13 protein-coding genes and 1 tRNA gene are annotated in these 18,148 nt (G+C 60.6%); 8 read left to right on the forward strand and 6 right to left on the reverse strand.

Annotation, left to right across the window (positions count from 1 at the left end):
- Positions 1-114 precede the first annotated feature (114 nt).
- The 5 genes from BR48_RS0108185 to BR48_RS0108210 all read left to right on the forward strand — a co-directional run bounded on the left by BR48_RS0108185 (position 115) and on the right by BR48_RS0108210 (position 4,832).
- The gene (locus tag BR48_RS0108185; RefSeq protein WP_027230849.1) at positions 115-1,944 is read left to right on the forward strand and encodes an ABC transporter ATP-binding protein; all 1,830 of its coding nucleotides are present in this window, start codon (positions 115-117) and stop codon (positions 1,942-1,944) included.
- Complete coding sequence (dapB, locus tag BR48_RS0108190; protein WP_027230850.1) at positions 1,941-2,774, forward strand: 4-hydroxy-tetrahydrodipicolinate reductase; 834 nt, start codon at positions 1,941-1,943, stop codon at positions 2,772-2,774. Before BR48_RS0108185 ends, dapB begins: the two co-directional genes overlap by 4 nt.
- 24 nt (positions 2,775-2,798) lie before the next feature.
- Positions 2,799-3,419, forward strand: coding sequence for a 2,3-bisphosphoglycerate-dependent phosphoglycerate mutase (locus BR48_RS0108195; protein WP_027230851.1), 621 nt, complete (start codon positions 2,799-2,801; stop codon positions 3,417-3,419).
- A 169-nt stretch (positions 3,420-3,588) separates the two neighbouring features.
- Positions 3,589-3,673 (forward strand) — tRNA-Leu (locus tag BR48_RS0108200).
- 214 nt (positions 3,674-3,887) lie between these two features.
- Positions 3,888-4,832, forward strand: coding sequence for an adenylate/guanylate cyclase domain-containing protein (locus tag BR48_RS0108210; RefSeq protein WP_027230853.1), 945 nt, complete (start codon positions 3,888-3,890; stop codon positions 4,830-4,832).
- A gap of 4 nt (positions 4,833-4,836) precedes the next feature.
- Here the strand turns inward: BR48_RS0108210 and BR48_RS0108215 are convergent, their stop codons facing one another.
- Positions 4,837-5,472 carry a LysE family translocator gene (locus BR48_RS0108215; protein ID WP_027230854.1) on the reverse strand — a complete coding sequence of 212 codons (636 nt, stop codon included), beginning with the start codon at positions 5,470-5,472 and terminating at the stop codon, positions 4,837-4,839.
- A 61-nt stretch (positions 5,473-5,533) separates the two neighbouring features.
- On the reverse strand, positions 5,534-6,493 hold the full coding sequence (locus BR48_RS24135; RefSeq protein ID WP_036813553.1) for an NAD-dependent epimerase/dehydratase family protein: 960 nt from the start codon (positions 6,491-6,493) through the stop codon (positions 5,534-5,536).
- Positions 6,494-6,783: 290 nt separating this feature from the next.
- Here BR48_RS24135 and BR48_RS0108225 point away from each other — a divergent pair, with 290 nt between their 5' ends.
- The 3 genes from BR48_RS0108225 to BR48_RS0108235 all read left to right on the forward strand — a co-directional run bounded on the left by BR48_RS0108225 (position 6,784) and on the right by BR48_RS0108235 (position 13,902).
- Positions 6,784-10,278, forward strand: a complete 3,495-nt coding sequence (locus BR48_RS0108225) for a GH92 family glycosyl hydrolase (protein WP_197030336.1) — start codon at positions 6,784-6,786, stop codon at positions 10,276-10,278.
- 220 nt (positions 10,279-10,498) lie between these two features.
- A complete protein-coding gene (locus BR48_RS0108230) occupies positions 10,499-12,241 on the forward strand; it encodes a cation:proton antiporter (RefSeq protein WP_027230856.1) in 1,743 nt (580 codons plus the stop codon).
- Positions 12,242-12,375: 134 nt separating this feature from the next.
- Positions 12,376-13,902, forward strand: a complete 1,527-nt coding sequence (locus BR48_RS0108235; RefSeq protein ID WP_027230857.1) for an altronate dehydratase family protein — start codon at positions 12,376-12,378, stop codon at positions 13,900-13,902.
- A gap of 74 nt (positions 13,903-13,976) precedes the next feature.
- On the opposite strand, the gene BR48_RS0108240 is transcribed toward BR48_RS0108235, so the two are convergent.
- From BR48_RS0108240 to BR48_RS0108255, 4 genes are all read right to left on the reverse strand, one after another.
- Positions 13,977-14,822, reverse strand: a complete 846-nt coding sequence (locus tag BR48_RS0108240; RefSeq protein WP_027230858.1) for an ABC transporter permease subunit — start codon at positions 14,820-14,822, stop codon at positions 13,977-13,979.
- 3 nt (positions 14,823-14,825) lie between these two features.
- A complete protein-coding gene (locus BR48_RS0108245) occupies positions 14,826-15,737 on the reverse strand; it encodes a sugar ABC transporter permease (RefSeq protein ID WP_027230859.1) in 912 nt (303 codons plus the stop codon).
- A gap of 5 nt (positions 15,738-15,742) precedes the next feature.
- A complete protein-coding gene (locus tag BR48_RS0108250; protein WP_027230860.1) occupies positions 15,743-16,810 on the reverse strand; it encodes an ABC transporter ATP-binding protein in 1,068 nt (355 codons plus the stop codon).
- 61 nt (positions 16,811-16,871) lie between these two features.
- Complete coding sequence (locus tag BR48_RS0108255; protein WP_027230861.1) at positions 16,872-18,050, reverse strand: extracellular solute-binding protein; 1,179 nt, start codon at positions 18,048-18,050, stop codon at positions 16,872-16,874.
- Positions 18,051-18,148: the final 98 nt, after the last annotated feature.

Below are 18,148 nucleotides of genomic sequence, written 5' to 3' on the forward strand. Positions count from 1 at the left end.
GCCGAGGCCCAAAACCGATAGGCAAGGCGGATCAATAAGGCTATAGGGACAATTTCAGCGGCAAGGGTCTTCCCTTGCCGGGAAGTCTTTTTGTACCAGCGAGTTGCCGCCTGCATGGATGGTCAGACCAAGAAGAAAAAGATCGATATGAACGAGGCGCGCCGCGTCATCGGAAGGGTTCTGCGCGAGAACCTGTATGAACAGCGCGGGTCGTATGCGGTCGCGGTGCCAGCCATGCTGGCGACGGCCGGCGCCATGGCATTCGTCGCGATCATCTTCCGTGATGTGATCAACAAGATCTATTACGAGCAACGTGCGGACCTGATCATCCCGATCAGCCTCGGCGTGCTTGCCGCCTTCATTATTCGCGGTGTCGCCACCTATATCTATTCGGTCTACATGGCGAAGATCGGCAATAATATCGTGGCGCGCTATCAGCGCCGCATCTTTGACCAGCTTATGCGGCTCGGGCTCGATTTCTACCATGACAATCGCTCGGCGCAGCTTGCAGCGCGGATAAACCAGAACATTTCAGGCGTGCGTGACCTTCTGCAGCTGATCGTGACGACAGTCGGCAAGGATATTCCGACGCTCGTCTCGATGGTCGGCAGCATGATCTATCTCGACCCGGTGCTGTCGCTCTTTGCCCTTTTGATCGGGCCGCCGGTGCTGCTCACCGTCCGGTACCTCACAAAGCGCCTGCGTAGCATCCACCGCGAGTCGGTGACGCTGAATTCGCATCTTCTCGGCGCCATGCAGGAAGCGACGCAGGGGATTACCATCGTCAAGGCCTTCACGATGGAAGAGCAATTGCGCGGCAAGGTCACGACCCTGATCAACCGCGCCGAGGAACGCTCCAACAAGATCGCACGCGTCGAGGAGCGTCTGACGCCGATCACCGACCTCATAGCCGGCCTCGCGATCGCCTCGATGATCGCCTATACGGGCTACCGCGCCGTTCTCAATGCGGAGCCACCCGGCGCAATGTTCGGCTTCATGACGGCAGTCCTCCTCGCCTATGATCCGGTGCGGCGTCTGGCACGGGTCCAGGTCGGGCTCGAGCGCGCGCTCGTCAATGCGCGCATGATCTACGAAATCCTCGACATCGAGCCCCGGCAGGCCGACAGCATTGGCGCAGTACCGATCACCGTGCCCTCGGGCGAGGTAAAGTTCGACAATGTCCGCTTCAGCTATGGAGAAATCCCGGTCCTGCACGGGATCAGCTTCACGGCGGAAGCCGGCAAGTCCACCGCCATCGTCGGCGCTTCGGGGGCCGGCAAGTCGACGCTGTTCGGTCTTGTCGAGCGTTTCTATGACATAGACGGCGGGCGCATCCTCATTGACGGGCAGGATATCGCCCATGTCAGCAAGCGTTCGCTGCGGCAATCGATCGCCTATGTGTCGCAGCAGCCCTATCTCTTCGAGGGCACCATCGCCGATAATATCCGCTATGGCCGCCCTGATGCCACCGACGAGGAAGTCATCGAGGCGGCAAAGCTCGCCAATGCCGACGAGTTCATCCGGCGGCAGCCGCAAGGCTACGGCACAGAGATCGGCGAAAACGGGGCGAACCTTTCCGGCGGACAGCGCCAGCGCCTTTCCATCGCCCGCGCCATCGTTCGCAACGCCTCGATCCTTCTTCTCGACGAGGCGACCTCGGCGCTCGACAATGAATCTGAAAAACGCGTGCAGCAGGCGCTAGACTATGTGATGCGCGGCCGCACGACGATCGTCATCGCGCATCGGCTTTCGACAATCGTCAATGCCGACCGCATCGTCGTCATGGAGGCCGGACGCGTGGTCGAGGAGGGCGTGCACGCCAGCCTCCTTGCCATTCCGAACGGCGTCTACGCGCGTTTCTACCAGTTGCAAGGCAAGGAAGAGTCGCCCATCATCGACGATACCGAATTGCAGCCCACAGAAATCACAGGAACCGCCACATGAGTGCCGAACAGCCCGCCACGCCGATGAAGCTTGCCGTGGTCGGCGCCGGCGGCCGCATGGGCCAGACGCTCATCCGTCTTATCAACGAGACGCCCGGCGCCGTTCTCGCCGGCGCAGTGGAACGGGCAGGCTCGCCGCATATCGGCCGCGACGCCGGTGAGATTGCCGGCTTGGGGGCCCTTGGCGTCGAAGTGACCGACGATGCGCTGGGTGTATTTGTCGGCGTCGAGGCCGTCCTCGATTTCACCACCCCAGGCGCCACAGTTGAATTTTCCGAGCTGGCGGCCCAGGCGCGTATCGTCCACGTCATCGGCACGACCGGCTGCTCGGCGGAAGACGATGCCAAGATCCACGCAGCCGCGCGCCATGCGGTCGTCATCAAGTCCGGCAATATGAGCCTTGGCGTCAATCTTCTCAGCGTTCTCGTCAAGCAGGCGGCAAAGGCCCTCGGCTCGGACGATTTCGACATAGAAATCCTGGAGATGCATCACAAGCACAAGGTCGACGCGCCATCCGGCACAGCGCTGCTGCTGGGTGAGGCCGCAGCGGATGGCCGCGATATCGGCCTCGGCCAGCACAGCGTGCGGATTCGCGATGGCCACACGGGCCCGCGCGAGGCTGGCGCGATCGGCTTTGCCGCCCTTCGCGGCGGTTCGGTGGTCGGCGACCATTCGGTGATCCTCGCCGGACCAGGCGAACGCATCACATTATCGCATCACGCTGAGGATCGCAGCATTTTCGCCCGCGGCGCCATCAAGGCAGCGCTCTGGGGCAAGGGCCGCAAACCTGGCCTATATTCGATGCTCGACGTGCTCGGCCTCAACCCATAACGCTTGTCTCACAGGAGTAATCCCATGTCCGGAACCCTCGTCCTTGTCCGCCACGGCCAGAGCGAATGGAATTTGAAGAACCTTTTCACCGGTTGGCGCGATCCGGGCCTCACGGAACTCGGCCATAAGGAAGCGATCGAAGCGGGCAAGCGCCTGAAGGCGAAAGGCCTGCAATTCGACATCGCCTATACGTCGGTTCTTTCGCGCGCGCAGGCGACGCTCGACCATATCCTGGAAGAAGTCGGACAGACGGGCCTCGAGACCATTCGCAATCAGGCCTTGAACGAGCGCGACTACGGCGATCTTTCCGGTCTCAACAAGGATGATGCCCGCGCCAAATGGGGCGAGGAGCAGGTCCATATCTGGCGCCGCTCCTATGACGTCTCGCCTCCCGGAGGCGAGAGCCTGCGCGATACCGGCGCGCGCGTATGGCCCTATTACCTGCACGACGTGCAGCCGCATGTCCTGCGTGGCGAGACCGTTCTCGTTGCCGCCCACGGCAACTCGCTGCGGGCGCTGATCATGGCGCTTGACGGCCTGACGGGCGAAGAGATCGTCTCGCAAGAACTCGCGACGGGCGTTCCGATCGTTTACAAGCTGAATGCGGACTCGACGGTCGCCTCGAAGGAAGTGCTGGCGGGCTGATCGGTCTGGAGCCGCCCTGTTGTCACGAGCGAAGGCTGGCGCTGGGCCGGCCTTTTCCGGCACCAACGAGGCGCAAAGGGCGCGAAATTGCACAACGCGTTCTATTTAAACGCGAAGCGCTCTAAATGGATTGACAGACTCAAAGCCGCCCCTTACATGAGACCCCGCTGCCCAGATGGCGGAATTGGTAGACGCGCACGGTTCAGGTCCGTGTGCCGCAAGGCGTGGAGGTTCGAGTCCTCTTCTGGGCACCATTTCCCAATATTTCAATTTCATTCGACATTTGGCCGTTCGATGTCGTTAAGGCCGACGTTGGGCTTCTGACCCAAGCGATCGGAGCCACCTTGGAGCACCGTCGCGGCTATTTGAACCGTTTGCGCATTTACCCGGCCATCTTAAATCGCTATATCTCATAGCGTGACTGGAGCCTTCTTGCTTCAGTCGCTCGCTCGCAACGAGAGTGAAACGATGTCCGAAACGCGCCGCAAGCTGACGACCATCTTTTCCGCCGATGTCCAGGATTATACCCGGCTGATGCAGGCTGACGAGGAAGGCACCCTCGATACGCTGAAGCAATATCGCGACGCGATGGCTGGCCTCATCGCATTGCATGGCGGGCGTGTGATCAATACCTGGGGCGACGGCGTGATCGCCGAGTTCCCGAGCGTGGTCGAGGCGGTGCGCGCTGCGATCGACGTTCAGAACGAGCTTGCCGGCTATAATGGTGACCGCTCCGAAGGTGACCGCATGCTGTTTCGCATCGGGCTCAATCTCGGCGACGTCATCGCCGAGGGCGAGGACATTTATGGGGACGGCGTCAACATCGCTGCGCGCCTGCAAGCGAGCGCTCGGCCGGGCGGCATCGTCATCTCGCATACCGTCTATGATCAGGTGCGCAACAAGGTTGCGGTCGGTTTTGATTTTCTCGGCGCGCTCAATGTGAAGAACATCGAAGAGGGCGTGCCGAGTTATGCGGTGCGTATCGGCGGACCCGGCAACGCTGACGCGCCGCGGCAACCGGAAAGCCCCTACGGACGCGATGCCCGGCCAGCGCCCTTGCAGTCAGTCCTAAGGGAGCCGTCCACCGCACAATCGGCGCCCCGGCGCAGCTTCGGCGTGCTCGCAGTGATTGCCGCCATGCTCGCGGGCATCAATCTTCTAACATGGGAAGGTGAATTCTGGGCCCGGTGGCCGATCCTTGCCCTCGCCACGTTGGCGGCGCTGATCTGGGTGCGCGGGACAAGGACGATCGACCGCGGCATCGGCACATTGGCCGTCATCGGGCTTGGCCTTGCGGCCATCAATCTGTTCTCGTGGTCGGGCACATTCTGGGCCGTGTGGCCGATGTTTGCCCTCGCCGTCATTGCCGGGCTCAAATGGGCCATGCGCCGGCAAGGCGCAGCCCGTTCATAAGCCCTCAGGCATTTGCGCGGCGATAGAATGCCAGCGAAGCTGCCAGCATCAGCATGGCCCCGCCGCATACGCGATCGAGCCACATTGCACCGGACCTGCGCAGAAAGCGCGCAGCGCGCGAACCGAGCATCGCATACCCGAACATCACCATGAAATCGATGGCGGCGAATGTTGCGGCCAACACCATGTATTGCGGTAGCTGCGGCAAAGCTGGATCAACGAACTGGGGCAGGAAGGCCGAGAAGAAGAGATAGCCCTTGGGATTGGTGACCGCGACAGCAAAGCTTTTCAGGAACACCGACCGCACCGAAACGGATGTCCCGGGATGTGCAGTCATGTTGGACAGTTCGAGCGTTCCCTTTGATTGGATAAGCATCACACCCAGGAAGGTGAGATAGAAGACGCCGATCCACTTGACGACGGAAAACCAGAACTCGGACGCCGCGAGTAGAGCGCCAAGGCCAAGCGCCACCGCGCCGATGAGGGCAAAGTCGGAAAGCACCGCCCCCGCCATGCCAAAACAGGCGGTCCTGGCGCCGAAGCGCGAGCCATTCGTCAGGGCGAGGATCACGGTTGGACCAGGCGTCGCAATGCCAATGAAGGCAACCACTGCAAATGCCAGGACTGTCAGGTGTGTCATCTATCCCCCCATCCTCGGCGTAAGGTAAAACACTCTCATGCCTATTCAAATGTCAAGGCCGCTACCGTTCGGATCGTCCGGTTTCGATGAGACCGCGGATTGTCGCATCACGCGGAAATGCACCAAAAAGCTCGGTTTTCAATTTCGTATCGACCTGCAATGATCCGAGCAAGCGCTCCGCATCGCGCGACCTGCCAAGCAATCGCGCCATGGTGAGCAAGAAGGAAGAGGGCATAGGGAAAAGCCTCGCTTTGACGCCCATGCCCTCGGCAAAAGCGCGCAACAACTCAGGGGTCGATACGTCGTTGCCATCGGCGAGAAGCACGGTCTTTCCGGCCGCAGCAGGCAACTGCGCGGCCTCTGCAATGATCGCCGCCAGGTGACCAACATTGAGCAGACTGCGCCGGTTGTCGACTGAAGCCAGCGGCAGCGGCATGCCGATCTTAATCAAGCGCATGAGACGCTCCAGATTGCCGGGATTGCCCGGACCGTAGACGAGGACCGGGCGGAGAACCACAAGTTCCATGGCGCCTTGGCGGCAGATATCCTGAAGCGCCTGTTCCGCCTGCCATTTGCTCATGGCGTAGGCGCTGGCAGGTTGCGGCAGATCGGCTTCGGTAAAGGGGCGTTGCGAAAAATCGCCCATGACGCCTGCGGAACTCACGAAGACGAAACGCTTTACCTTGGCGGCGAGCGCCGCGCGCGCCAGAGCAATCGTGGCGTCGACATTGGTGCGCCGGAAGAGCGCCTGCGAAGCGTCGGGAAATTCGCCTGTCTTGTGCGCTCGCGCTGCAAGATGGACGACGACCCGGCAACCGGACACAAGTAGCGACCAGTCGGAAATAGCGCTGATATCACCCACCTTATGCAGCGACAAACGGGCGTGCGGCGCAGATTCCTTTCGCACTTCGGAACGTACCAGCCCACGGACGTGCCAGTCTTTGGCCAGCAGCTGCCTTACGGTTTCACGGCCCACGAAACCCGCCGCGCCCGTTACCAGAATGTTGCCTCGATTATTCATGCCGCAAGACTGCTTTGCGGGCTCGCAATGTTCAATCCCCGCCTACAATAATTCGAAGGAGAGCCGTTAGACTTTGGGATAATTGACGCTTTTATGACAGCGCGACTATTGTCGCCAACTCTGGAGGAATGCGTGGGAAGGGAGGCCCAGGCGCAGCCATACAAAAACGGATTCCATTATCTGCACGGCAACGCACCCATGTGTGGCGTTGCCTGCGGATCTATAAACTCACGCATATTCTAAATCGATTTAAGCACCGCCTTTCAATACTGATTCATTTGGAGGAATTCATGACCATAACGCGAACGCTGCTTGCCGGGCTGCTTGGCTGTACCATGCTTGCCGGATGCGATTCGGATGACAAGATAGACGCCGAGGCAGCATCGAGCACTTTTGCCAGTAATGTCGATGCGCTGAAGCAGGACAATGCCAAGCTCAATGCCAAGGTCGGCGAATTACAGGCGGCGGCTGCCGGCACGGCCACGGTGAGCGTCACGGTCGGCCAGCTGCAGAGCGACCTGCAGACGATCACCACCGACCTGTCCACCTTGCAGGCCAGGGCGAGTGCAGGCGAGGCCGAGGGCGGCGCGCTGACCGGTGAGTTCAAAGGGCTGCAGGAGCGGGTTGACGCGCTAACCACCGCCCTTTCCACCCTCGACAAGTCATCCGCCACCCAGCAACAGCTCGATACGCTCACCACCGGCCTCGCCGGGGTGAAGACGACCCTTGGCGCCGACATTACCGCGCTCGAAAAGAAGGCAGCCACCAAGGAACAGCTCGACAAGCTGGCATCGGACCTTGCCGCATTGAAGACGAGCCTCACGACACTGTCCGATCTGCAGCAAGCCGATCACAAGCTGACCGTTTCCGCCACGGCCTCCAAGATTAGCACCATCGACTTTCCGGCAGCTTCCGACCGCCTGAAGGCCACTGACGCAGCCCGCCAGTCTTTCGCGGCGCTGCTGCCGCGCCTCAATCAGACGATGAAGGATATTGCCGCCGTTCAGGCGATGTCCAGCCTTTCGGCCGACGACAAGGCCAAGATCGCCGATTTCGCCAAGCAGGCGGCATCGATCAACGACGACTTCAAGACGTCGCTCGCCGAATTCGACAAGGGCACAAGCGACGCCCGTCTGCTCACCGAGAAGGTCAGCGCTGCTCTTGGCAGTGGCGACAAGGAGACCGCAGCCAAGCTTTCGGCCGACCTCGAAGCGCTGCCGAAGACCCTCGAAATCCTCGCCAAGAAAATCGCCGAAACCACGGCAACGCTCGACAAGCGCCTGGCGCCCTATTCGGGCCCATGGGAAGAAAGCCTCGAATTCCTGCGCCCTCGCTCCGACGCCTCGCTGACGAAATATGTCAATCTTTTCATCGGGACGTCCATGTCCGACACCGGAGGTGGACACTCCGGTAACGTCAATCCCGGTGCACAAACTCCCTTTGGAATGGTCAGCTTCGGGCCGGACACGAGAGGCAGCAGCCAGGGCTGGGGTTATGGTTCGGGCGGCTACTACTACGGCGACTCCTCAATTCAATTCTTTAGCATGACGCATCTGAATGGTCCAGGCTGCCGTGGCCAGGGTACCGTGGCGATGCTGCCCGCGGAATCGGCGACGCAGAGCCTCTCTTCGGGTCTTTCGTACTCGCACAACAATGAGAGCGCCGAACCCGGCTACTACAAGGTCAAGTTCGATAACAACATCACCGTCGAGACAGCCGCGACGACGCGCACTGGCATGATGCGGGTAACCTATGCCAATGCCACGAAGGCCTACTTCATACTGAATTCCTTGTTGAACAACTCGAACAAGTCTTCAGGTGTGCCTAAGGATCAAGCTGGGCTGAAGGTCGATGTCGACGCCAGAACGATCTCCGGGAACGCTGTCGCCAGCAAGTTCTGCGATGGCACCTGGAACCAACCGGTTTATTTCTACGCAACCTTTGATAAGCCCCTCACCAGTGGCACGGCCGATGCGGGCAGTGACGTGGCAACGCTGCAGTTTGCACTGAGCGATACGGACAAGACGGTGCAGATTAAGATCGGCGTCTCTTCGGTCAGCATCGAAAATGCCAAGGCCAATCTTCTCGGCGATGCAGCAAAAAACCTGAAAGGCGAAAACACCGCCTGGTCGTTCGACGACATGCGCAAGCAGGCGCTCGATATGTGGAACAAGCGGTTGAACACGATCCAGATCGATCTCGCCAAGCCGGGTGAGGCGGACAGGCTGGCTAGCGCCGATCTCAAACAGGCTGCGATCAACAATCTCACCAAATTCTACACCACCCTCTATCGGGTCTTCAGCGGCCCGACCGTGTATAGCGATCTCAATGGCGACTATCGCAGCATGAAACAGGCCGATCTCAAAGCTGCGAGCGGGTCGCTGCCTGCGCGCGAGGTCGAGAACGTGTCGAAATACAGGTTCAAGATCGACGGCAAGGACGCCGGGTATACGACCCACTATTCCGGCTTCTCCATGTGGGATACCTATCGCTCGGCCGCGCAACTTGTCGCTCTCATCGCGCCGGACGAGGCGAGCGATATGATGCAGTCGCTCGTCGCCGATGCGCAGCAGTGTGGAGCGTTCCCACACTGGGTCGACGGCTCTGAAGACACAATCCCGATGCAGGGCGACCATGGCTTGAATGTCGTTGCAGGCTCGTATGTATTCGGCGCCAAGAAATTCGACACCGAGACCGCCCGCAAATATGTGATCCAGTCGACTTTCGACCCCAAGAGCGCGTGCAACGACAAGCTCAGCGTCGGCCGTAACGCCGATAAGCCCGCCTTGCCGGACTGGCTCCAATATGGCTACATCCCGACGGACGCAGTCGCGGACTGGAAGGAATCGTCGGCAACGGTCGAGATGGTGACCTCCGATCGCTCTGCCGCATCGTTCCTGTCGCGGCTGCCGACAGCATCCACCGACAAGGACCAGATCTCCCAGCTCTATGCGCGCTCGAAGAACTGGTCCAACATCTTCGACACGACGGCTGGTCAGTTGAAGCTACGCGCCAAAAACAAGGCCGGCGTATGGGAGGATGGCGTGTTCCATGAGGGTACGGAGCCCCACTACATCTGGGCCTTCGCCCACGATTGGGCCTCGCTGATGGACAAGCTCGGCGGCAAACAGGCAGCGTTGACGCGGCTGCACAGCCTGTTCGCGCTCGACAAGGCCAACCCGTTCGGCAAGGAGCCGGAGGGTGGTCAACTGAACGCAAGTGAAAGCGGCACGACGTACTATATTGGCAACGAACCGTCCTTCCAGACGCCTTGGGCATATAATTGGGCAGGCGCACCGAAATACGCGCAGTACATCATCCCGACCATCATGCGAAAAAACTTCTCGCTGGCCGCAGGCGGTTTGCCAGGCAATGACGACATGGGCGCCACATCCGCATGGTACGTCCTGGCGACGCTCGGCCTCTATCCTGTGATCCCGTCCGACCCCGGTCTTGCGGTTTCCACTCCGCAGTTCAAGGGTATCTCGATGTGGCTCGGGAACGGGAAAAAGCTGCGCATTTCGACCGACCGGCCGGCTATGCTCGGCCACGCCGCACCGGTCGCTGAAGACGCCCGATATATCAAGGAGATGAAACTGAATGGGGCGACCTATCAGGGCACCTGGCTTCCGCTCGACAAGATCAAGGACGGTGGCAAGCTGAACTTCGACCTATCCACCACTCCCACCGAATGGGGTGCGGAGTGGACGCCGCCTTCGGGCCCGGCCGGCGACTACTCGAAGCCGACAGCCAATCCGCTGCCGGGCGTTCAGCTTATCCAATAGGAACAGGGCGGGGCCGTTTCGGCGACCCCGCTTCTTCCTTGTAACGTGGTCTCGGCATCCTTGATCGCTTCAGGCGTGGGAAAGCCCGGTACCTGTTATCCGCATCTGAAAATTTTTATGGCAGCATGTAAGCATCAAGGTTAGGTTGTACCCTGAGGCGGCACGGTTGTTCGACCGCAACCTGTCTCGTGGGAAAACACCAAACAATCGAAGGCTGAGGGTGCACCAGGAAGTCGCATTGATCGCAACCGTTGCCGTTGGCTTCGTGTTCGCCGCCATCCTCGGCTATGCCGCGGACAGGCTGCGCCTTCCGCCCCTCGTCGGTTATCTCGTCGCTGGCATCCTCATGGGATCCTACACGCCTGGCTTCATGGCAGACGCGTCGCTGGCCGGCCAGCTGGCGGAAATGGGCGTCATTTTGCTGATGTTCGGTGTGGGCCTGCATTTTTCCGCAGCTGATCTCTTGGCCGTGCGCGGCATTGCCGTGCCGGGCGCGCTTGGCCGTATCGTACTTGCAACCCTGCTCGGCATGGGCCTTGCGTCGCTATGGGGCTGGGGTCTCGGAGCCGGACTGGTCTTCGGTCTCAGCCTGTCCGTTGCCAGCACGGTCGTGCTCCTGAAGGCGTTGGAGGAGCGCAACCTGATCGAATCCGTCGGCGGCCGCGTGGCCGTTGGATGGCTCATTGTCGAAGATCTGGCGATGGTGCTGGCTCTCGTGCTCTTGCCGGCCTTTGCGGAAGTCCTGGGCGGCCATGCCGTCGCCCATGCGGCCAGCGATCTTTCGATTGCCACAACGATTTCCATCACCTTGCTCAAGGTTGCAGCCTTTACCGGCATCGCCGTCTTTGTCGGGCCGAAGGTCGTGCCATGGCTTTTGACGCTGGTTGCCCGCACCGGCTCCTCGGAGCTGTTCACCTTGTCCGTGCTCGCCCTCGCCCTCGGCATCGCCTACGGGTCCGCGGCAATCTTCGGCGTTTCCTTTGCGCTCGGCGCCTTCTTTGCCGGCGTCGTCATGAGTGAATCGCGCCTCAGCCACCGTGCCGCCGCCGATTCCCTGCCGCTGCAAAATGCGTTTGCCGTCCTGTTCTTTGTTTCCGTCGGCATGCTCTTCGATCCCTCGATCATCGTTCGCGAGCCGATCGCGGTGATCGCCGTTCTCGTGTTGATCATCATCGGCAGATCGCTGATCGCCTTTTTGGTGGTGCTCGTGCTGCGCTACCCCTTGGGCATGGGCGTGCGCATATCGACCGGTCTCGCCCAGATCGGTGAATTTTCCTTCATCCTTGCCGGGCTCGGCGTCACGCTTGGCTTGCTTCCCCGCGAGGGGCAGGACCTTATCCTCGCCGGGGCGATTCTGTCGATCACGCTCAACCCGCTGGTATTGCTCGCCGGTGAGGCCATCCAGAAGAAGCTGCAGGCAACCTGGCCAACAGTGTACGCGACGTACGGCAAGGTGAAGTTTGAAAAGCTTAATCACGCGGTCGAGCAGATCCGCGCCGCCAATGACGAGCGCAACCGGCAGCACCAGCTGGAGATGCAGCAGCTTTGCGAGACATTTCCGCTTTTCTCCCAGGTCGACGAGAATTCGCAGGAGGAACTCTTGCTACTGTTCCGGCCGAAATCCGCATCACCCGGCGAGCGCGTCCTGCGCAAGGGCGATCGTCCGGACGGGCTCTATTTCATTGCTTCCGGCGCGGTCGAGGTTGAACTGGCGGATGACAATGTCCGGCTGGACGCCGGCGCTTTTTTTGGCGAGATGGCGCTCCTCAGCGGCGGCAGGCGCACGGCAGATGTTATTGCCGTCGACTTTTGCGCGTTCCTCGTGCTTGAGCGGCGCGACTTCAACGTCTTCATGTCCCGTCACCCGGCACTGCGCAAGGCCGTGAGCAACATGGCGCGCGAGCGTGCGGAAATGAACGTTTCCCGCCGCAAACGGGACGACCAGTCACTCGATGTGACCTGAACCAGCCCGCGCATTGGCTACAAGTTCTCGCCCCCGAAAGGTCCCCGCGGTGCTATGATGCGGGCAACGCTAACATGACGCATTGAAACTGCTACCCTCTCCAACTAATATATTAATTCAACCTGGAGAATTTCATGGACACGCTTACCGCCCCTCGTCATTTGCGGCTGCACGCCAGCGACAACGTCGTCGTTGCCGTCGACTCGTTTCAGGCCGGGCAAAAAATCGAGGGCGTCACGGTTGCCGATCGGGTGCCGCGCGGCCACAAACTGGCATCGCGAGTCATTGCCGAGGGCGAGCCTGTGCGCAAGTTCGGCCAGATCATCGGCTCGGCATCGAAGCTGATCGAGCCTGGCCAATGGGTGCACGAACATAATCTGAACTACAGCGATTTCGTGCGTGAGGCGGATGCGGGCCACGCGCCGCACGGGAGCGGTTTGCTGCCGCTGACGCAGCGCGCCACGTTCGAGGGCTTCCGCCGCGCCAATGGCCGTGCCGGTACGCGCAACTATATCGGCGTCCTTACCTCGGTGAACTGCTCGGCCTCGGTGGCGCGATTTATCGCCGAGGCGGTGCGCAAGTCGGGGCTTCTCGATGAATATCCAACGATCGATGGCATCATACCACTCGTCCATGGCGGCGGCTGCGCCATGGATACGAACGGCGAAGGCTACGAAGTTCTGAAGCGCACGCAGTGGGGCTACGCCACCAACCCGAACATCGGCGCTGTGCTCATGGTCGGGCTCGGCTGTGAGGCATTCCAGATCGGCCGCTGGAAAGAAACGTATAATATCGTTGAGAACGACACGTTCCGCAGCCTGACGATCCAGGAAGTCGGCGGCACCCGCAAGACGATGGAAGCGGGCATTGCGGCCGTCCGTGACATGCTGCCCGTCGCCGCGAACGTTCGGCGCGAAACCATTCCCGCCTCGGAACTCATGCTCGCTTTGCAGTGCGGCGGGTCCGACGGCTATTCCGGCATTACCGCCAATCCCGCCCTCGGCGCTGCAGTTGATCTCCTCGTCAAGCATGGCGGTACGGCGATTCTTTCCGAAACGCCGGAGATCTACGGCGCCGAGCATCTCCTCATCGAGCGCGCCTCGAACCCGCAGGCGGTCGAGCGGCTGCAATCGATCATTGCCTGGTGGGAGGATTATACCGCCCGCAACAAGATGGAGATGAACAACAATCCGTCGCCGGGCAACAAGGCCGGTGGTCTCACCACTATCCTCGAAAAGTCGCTTGGTGCTGTTGCGAAGTCGGGCACGTCGCCGCTCGAGGCCGTCTACGGCTATGCCGAGCCCATCACTTCCCATGGGCTCGTCTTCATGGATACGCCCGGCTACGATCCTGTTTCAGCGACAGGACAGGTTGCCGGCGGCGCCAATGTACTTGCCTTCACCACAGGCCGCGGCTCGGCCTATGGCTGCAAGCCGACGCCTTCGATCAAGCTTGCCACCAATACGCCGATGTACAACCAGATGATCGAGGACATGGACATCAATTGCGGTGACATTCTCGACGGTGTCTCTATCGAGGCGAAGGGCCAGGAAATCTTCGAACGGGTTCTAAAGGTTGCTTCCGGCGCGCCGAGCAAGTCCGAGCAGCTCGGCTATGGCGATGCGGAATTCGTGCCCTGGCAGATTGGCGCAACGATGTAGCCGACAAGGCTGCAGGCATTGAAACGAAAACGGGAGCCAATGGCTCCCGTTTCCTTTCATCCCTGCCTCTACGGTCAGGCGGCTGTTTGCTGATGCTTGGCACGCGCCACGATCTGCGTCGGGTTGACGAAGCGCAGTGCGATGAGCAGCCAGACCAGCGTCGTGATCATGTAGACCACTGCCATGGCGTCGATCGATTGCACGGCGCGAACGCCCGACGCAAACACCGAATAGTAGAGCGCGACGACAAGTGTCTGGCTCGTCGGCCCGGCGGTTAGGAACGTCAGCTCGAACATTGCGACGGTGCGCACGAGCACGAGAAGGAGAGCCGCAAGGATACCCGGCAGAAGCATCGGCAGGAGAACGTGGATGAAGAGCTGGAACGTCCCCGCACCGAAGACGCGTGCGGCGGCTTCGATCTTGGGATCGATCTGTTCGATGAACGGGATCATGACCAGGATGACGAAGGGCACTGTCGGCACGAGATTGGCGAGAACCACGCCCCAGAACGTGCCGCCCACGCCCGCCTGATAAAGTACCGTTGCGAGGGGAATACCAAAGGTGATCGGCGGGACCAGCAGCGGCAACAGAAAGAGCAGCATGACCAGTTTCTTGCCGGGAAAATCCCTGCGCGCCAGCGCGTAGGCTGCGGTCACGCCAAGTATCCCCGACAGGGCGACCACGGCGAAGACGATCTGGAAGGTGACGAGCAGGACGTCGCCGAGCTGGAACTCGGTCCAGGCGGTGAAATACCACTTCGTGGTCCATCCGGCCGGCAGCCACGTGCCGAGCCAACGGGTGGCGAAGGAAGAGAAGATCACGGTAGTGATCATGGCAAGGAGATTGAGGACAAAGAAGCCCACCAGTACCCAAACGGCGGTGATCCATAGCTTTGCAGCAATTGTTGTGTCGCGGATCATGGATCAGCCCTTTCCGCCAGCGGTCGAGCCGCGATAGAACATGTTGCGAATGACGAGAATGGCGACGACGATCAACAGCTGCACAGCCGCCATGATCATGGCGATCGCCGATGCCATCGAATAATCATATTGCTCGAATGCCGCTTGGTAGGCCGCAATCGAAATGACGCGCGTCGGTCCGGCAGGCGCGCCCAGCAAGACCGCGGAAGGAAACACCGCGAAGGCCTGGACGAAGGACAGGCAGAAAGCGATGGCAAGGCCGGGAACCAGAAGCGGCAGCATGACATGGCGGAAGCGCTGCCAGCTGCTAGCGCCGTGGGTGGCGGCGGCCTGTTCCAGCGCCGGGTCGATGCCCGATACGTAGGACAACGTCAGCAGGAACGTGAACGGGAAGCCGGTGATGATCAACGACGCGAACACGCCCCAATAATTGTTGGTGAGCTTGAGCGGCCGGTCGATCATGCCGAACTGGATGAGGGTGCGGCTGAACCAGCCTTGCGGGCCGAGATAGTTCAGGAGCCCTTCGGCGACGAGCACCGTGCCCAATGTGACCGGAAGAACCAGGATTGTCGTCAAGAGCCGCTGATGCTTCAGCAGCCGCACCCGCAGGGCCACCGGAATGGCGATGGCGATGCTGATGATCGTCACCGGTACGGCGAGCCACAGCGTCGTGAGGATCGTATCGTAGAGAAACGGGTCGGAGAAAAACTTCTGATAATTGCCAAAGAGGCCGCCTTCCTTGGGCGTGAAGGAAAGGACCAGGCCATAGATGAATGGATAAACGAATACGGCCAGCAAGAACAGGAATGCCGGCAGTACCAGAAGCGTAACGCCATCAATGCCGCGCACCGCCAGCCGCTGGCGCAGTGGCAGGCGATACTCGGACGGAGAGGAGGATGCGGTAATGCTCGCCATGGCCGTCACGCCGCAAAAGCCAGCGCACGCGCCGGATCAACTGACAGCCAGATGGAACTGCCGAGTTCCGCGGAGTGACCGGCGTGGAAAACAAGTTCGAGGCCGCTAGCGGTGCGCGCCGTCCCGACAAATTCGCGGCCGCGATACTCGATCGTCTCAACCACGGCCTCGACAGTCTGCGCCGATTTTTCGCCGGCAACGACGTCGTCGGCACGGGCGGCAATGACGGCCGTATCTCCGGGCTTCAGGGATGAGCGAGCGGTGCCGGTCAAGGTCGCATTGCCGACGGTGACGGTTGCGCGGTCGCCTTCCTTGGCGACGACCTTGCCGGTCAGGCGATTGCGGTATCCCATGAATTCGGCGACATCCAGATGATCGGGGCGCTCGTAGAGATCGCTCGGGACGCCAACCTGCCTGATCTCTCCGTCGCGCAGGACCACGACGCGATCAGCTAGGGACAAGGCCTCATCCTGGTCGTGGGTAACGTAAATCGTTGTTGCGCCGAGCTGATTGTGAATGCGGCGTATTTCGGCGCGCATTTCGAGCCGGAGTTTGGCATCCAGATTCGACAATGGCTCGTCCATGAGGACGAGCGGAGGTTCGATGACGATGGCGCGCGCGATGGCAACGCGCTGCTGCTGGCCGCCCGACAACTGGCCCGGCAGCTTGTGGCCCTGACCTTGCAGGCGCACGAGATTCAGTGCCTCTTCGACCCGCTTGTCGATTTCGGCCTTCGCGACTTTGCGCATCTTCAGGCCGAAGCCAATGTTCTGGCGCACAGTCATGTGCGGGAACAGGGCATAGTTCTGAAACACCATGCCGAACCCGCGATCCTCGGGCTTCAAGGTGTCGATGCGCTTGTCGTCGATGAATATGCCGCCGCCCGTGGTTGCCAGGAGCCCGGCAATGCAGTTGAGCGCCGTCGACTTGCCACAACCTGAGGGGCCGAGGAGGGCGATAAATTCCCCCTTGCGAATGGAAAGCGAGACGCTCTTCAGCGCGTTATGCGCACCGAAGGCACGGCTCATTTGATCGAGACGAATTTCGCGAAATGGCGATGATGCAAGCAGCATCTGGAAACCTCATGGCTGTGCGCGGTCCGGCATCGCCGGGCCGCGCCGATGAAACAATAAATTATGACTTCTTGGCTGCGACTTCCTCATCCCAGCGCCGGAATGCCACCACCATCGACGATGGCTCGAGCGGAACCTCGATCGGGTTGTTGGCAATCCAGTCGGCATATTCCTTGCGGCCAAATTCGGCGATCGCGTCCTGGCTTTCCTGCGGCGCCATGGAAAGCGTCACGTCCTTCACCGCCGGACCCGGATAGAAGTAGCCCTGGTCGTAGGTGTAGGCCTGTTGCTCGGGCGTGAGCAGGAAGCTCATGAGATCGAGGAGCACCGCAACCTTCTCATCTGCGACGCCTTTCGGCACGCACATGTAATGCGCGTCGGCGACCCAATGGAAGCCCTTGAGCGGAGCAACTGCCGCTTCCTTCGGAACAACGCCGAGGACACGCGGGTTGATATCCCAGCCGGTCGTCGACACCGTCATGTCGCGCGTACCTTCGCCGAGTTCCTTCATCAGCGCGCCGGTGCCTGTTGGGTAGTATTCGATATATTGGCCTAGTTCCTTGAGGTAAGCCCACGTCTTGTCCCAGCCCTTGACCGGATCGCGCGGATCGCTATCGCCAAGAAGGTAGGGCAGGCCCATGAGGAAGGTACGGCCTGGACCGGAATTTGCCGGACGCGCATAAAGGAACTTGTTCGGGTTCTCCTTGGCCCACGCCAGCAGCTCTTCGGCTGTGGTCGGTACCTTCTTCACCCGATCCGGCATGTATTCAAGCAGTGGCCCCGAGGGGTAATAGGTAACGACGACGCCATGGTCCTTGCCGAGCGCCAGCATGCGATGAGCCGGTTCAAGATAGATTTTCGCAAGATCAGGCAGCGATGCGGCGTGATCCGGGAGAAGCTTGATCCATAGATCCTGTTCGAGCCCCGCGGAGAGCGCGTCCGTACCGGTGAGCACGAGATCGATATCGAGCCGATTGGCCGCCTGCTGTGCCTTGATCTTGCCGGGCAGTTCGGGTGCCGGCGCCTTGGTAAAGGTGATCTTGGATACCAGTTCCGGTTTCGCCTTCGCATAGTTCTCGATTGCGGCCTGCGTCAATGCGAGGTTGCCAGCAACGTCAGCGACATTGATCGCGACCGGCGAAGTCGGCAGTGCCAGCTTCGACTGAGCAAAGAGCCGCGTGGCGGGTAGCGCGGCGACTGCTGCCAGACCGCCAATGGCCTGTCTGCGTGTAATGCGGATCATATTATTCCTCCCTTTGGATTTCCCAATGTCCTGCGTTGAGACTGCGACCGGGTTCCCGGACCGGCCTGTTTTGAGATTTGATATATTAATCTATC

The sequence above is a fragment of the Phyllobacterium sp. UNC302MFCol5.2 genome (genome assembly GCF_000686005.1).
Taxonomy (GTDB): domain Bacteria; phylum Pseudomonadota; class Alphaproteobacteria; order Rhizobiales; family Rhizobiaceae; genus Phyllobacterium; species Phyllobacterium pellucidum.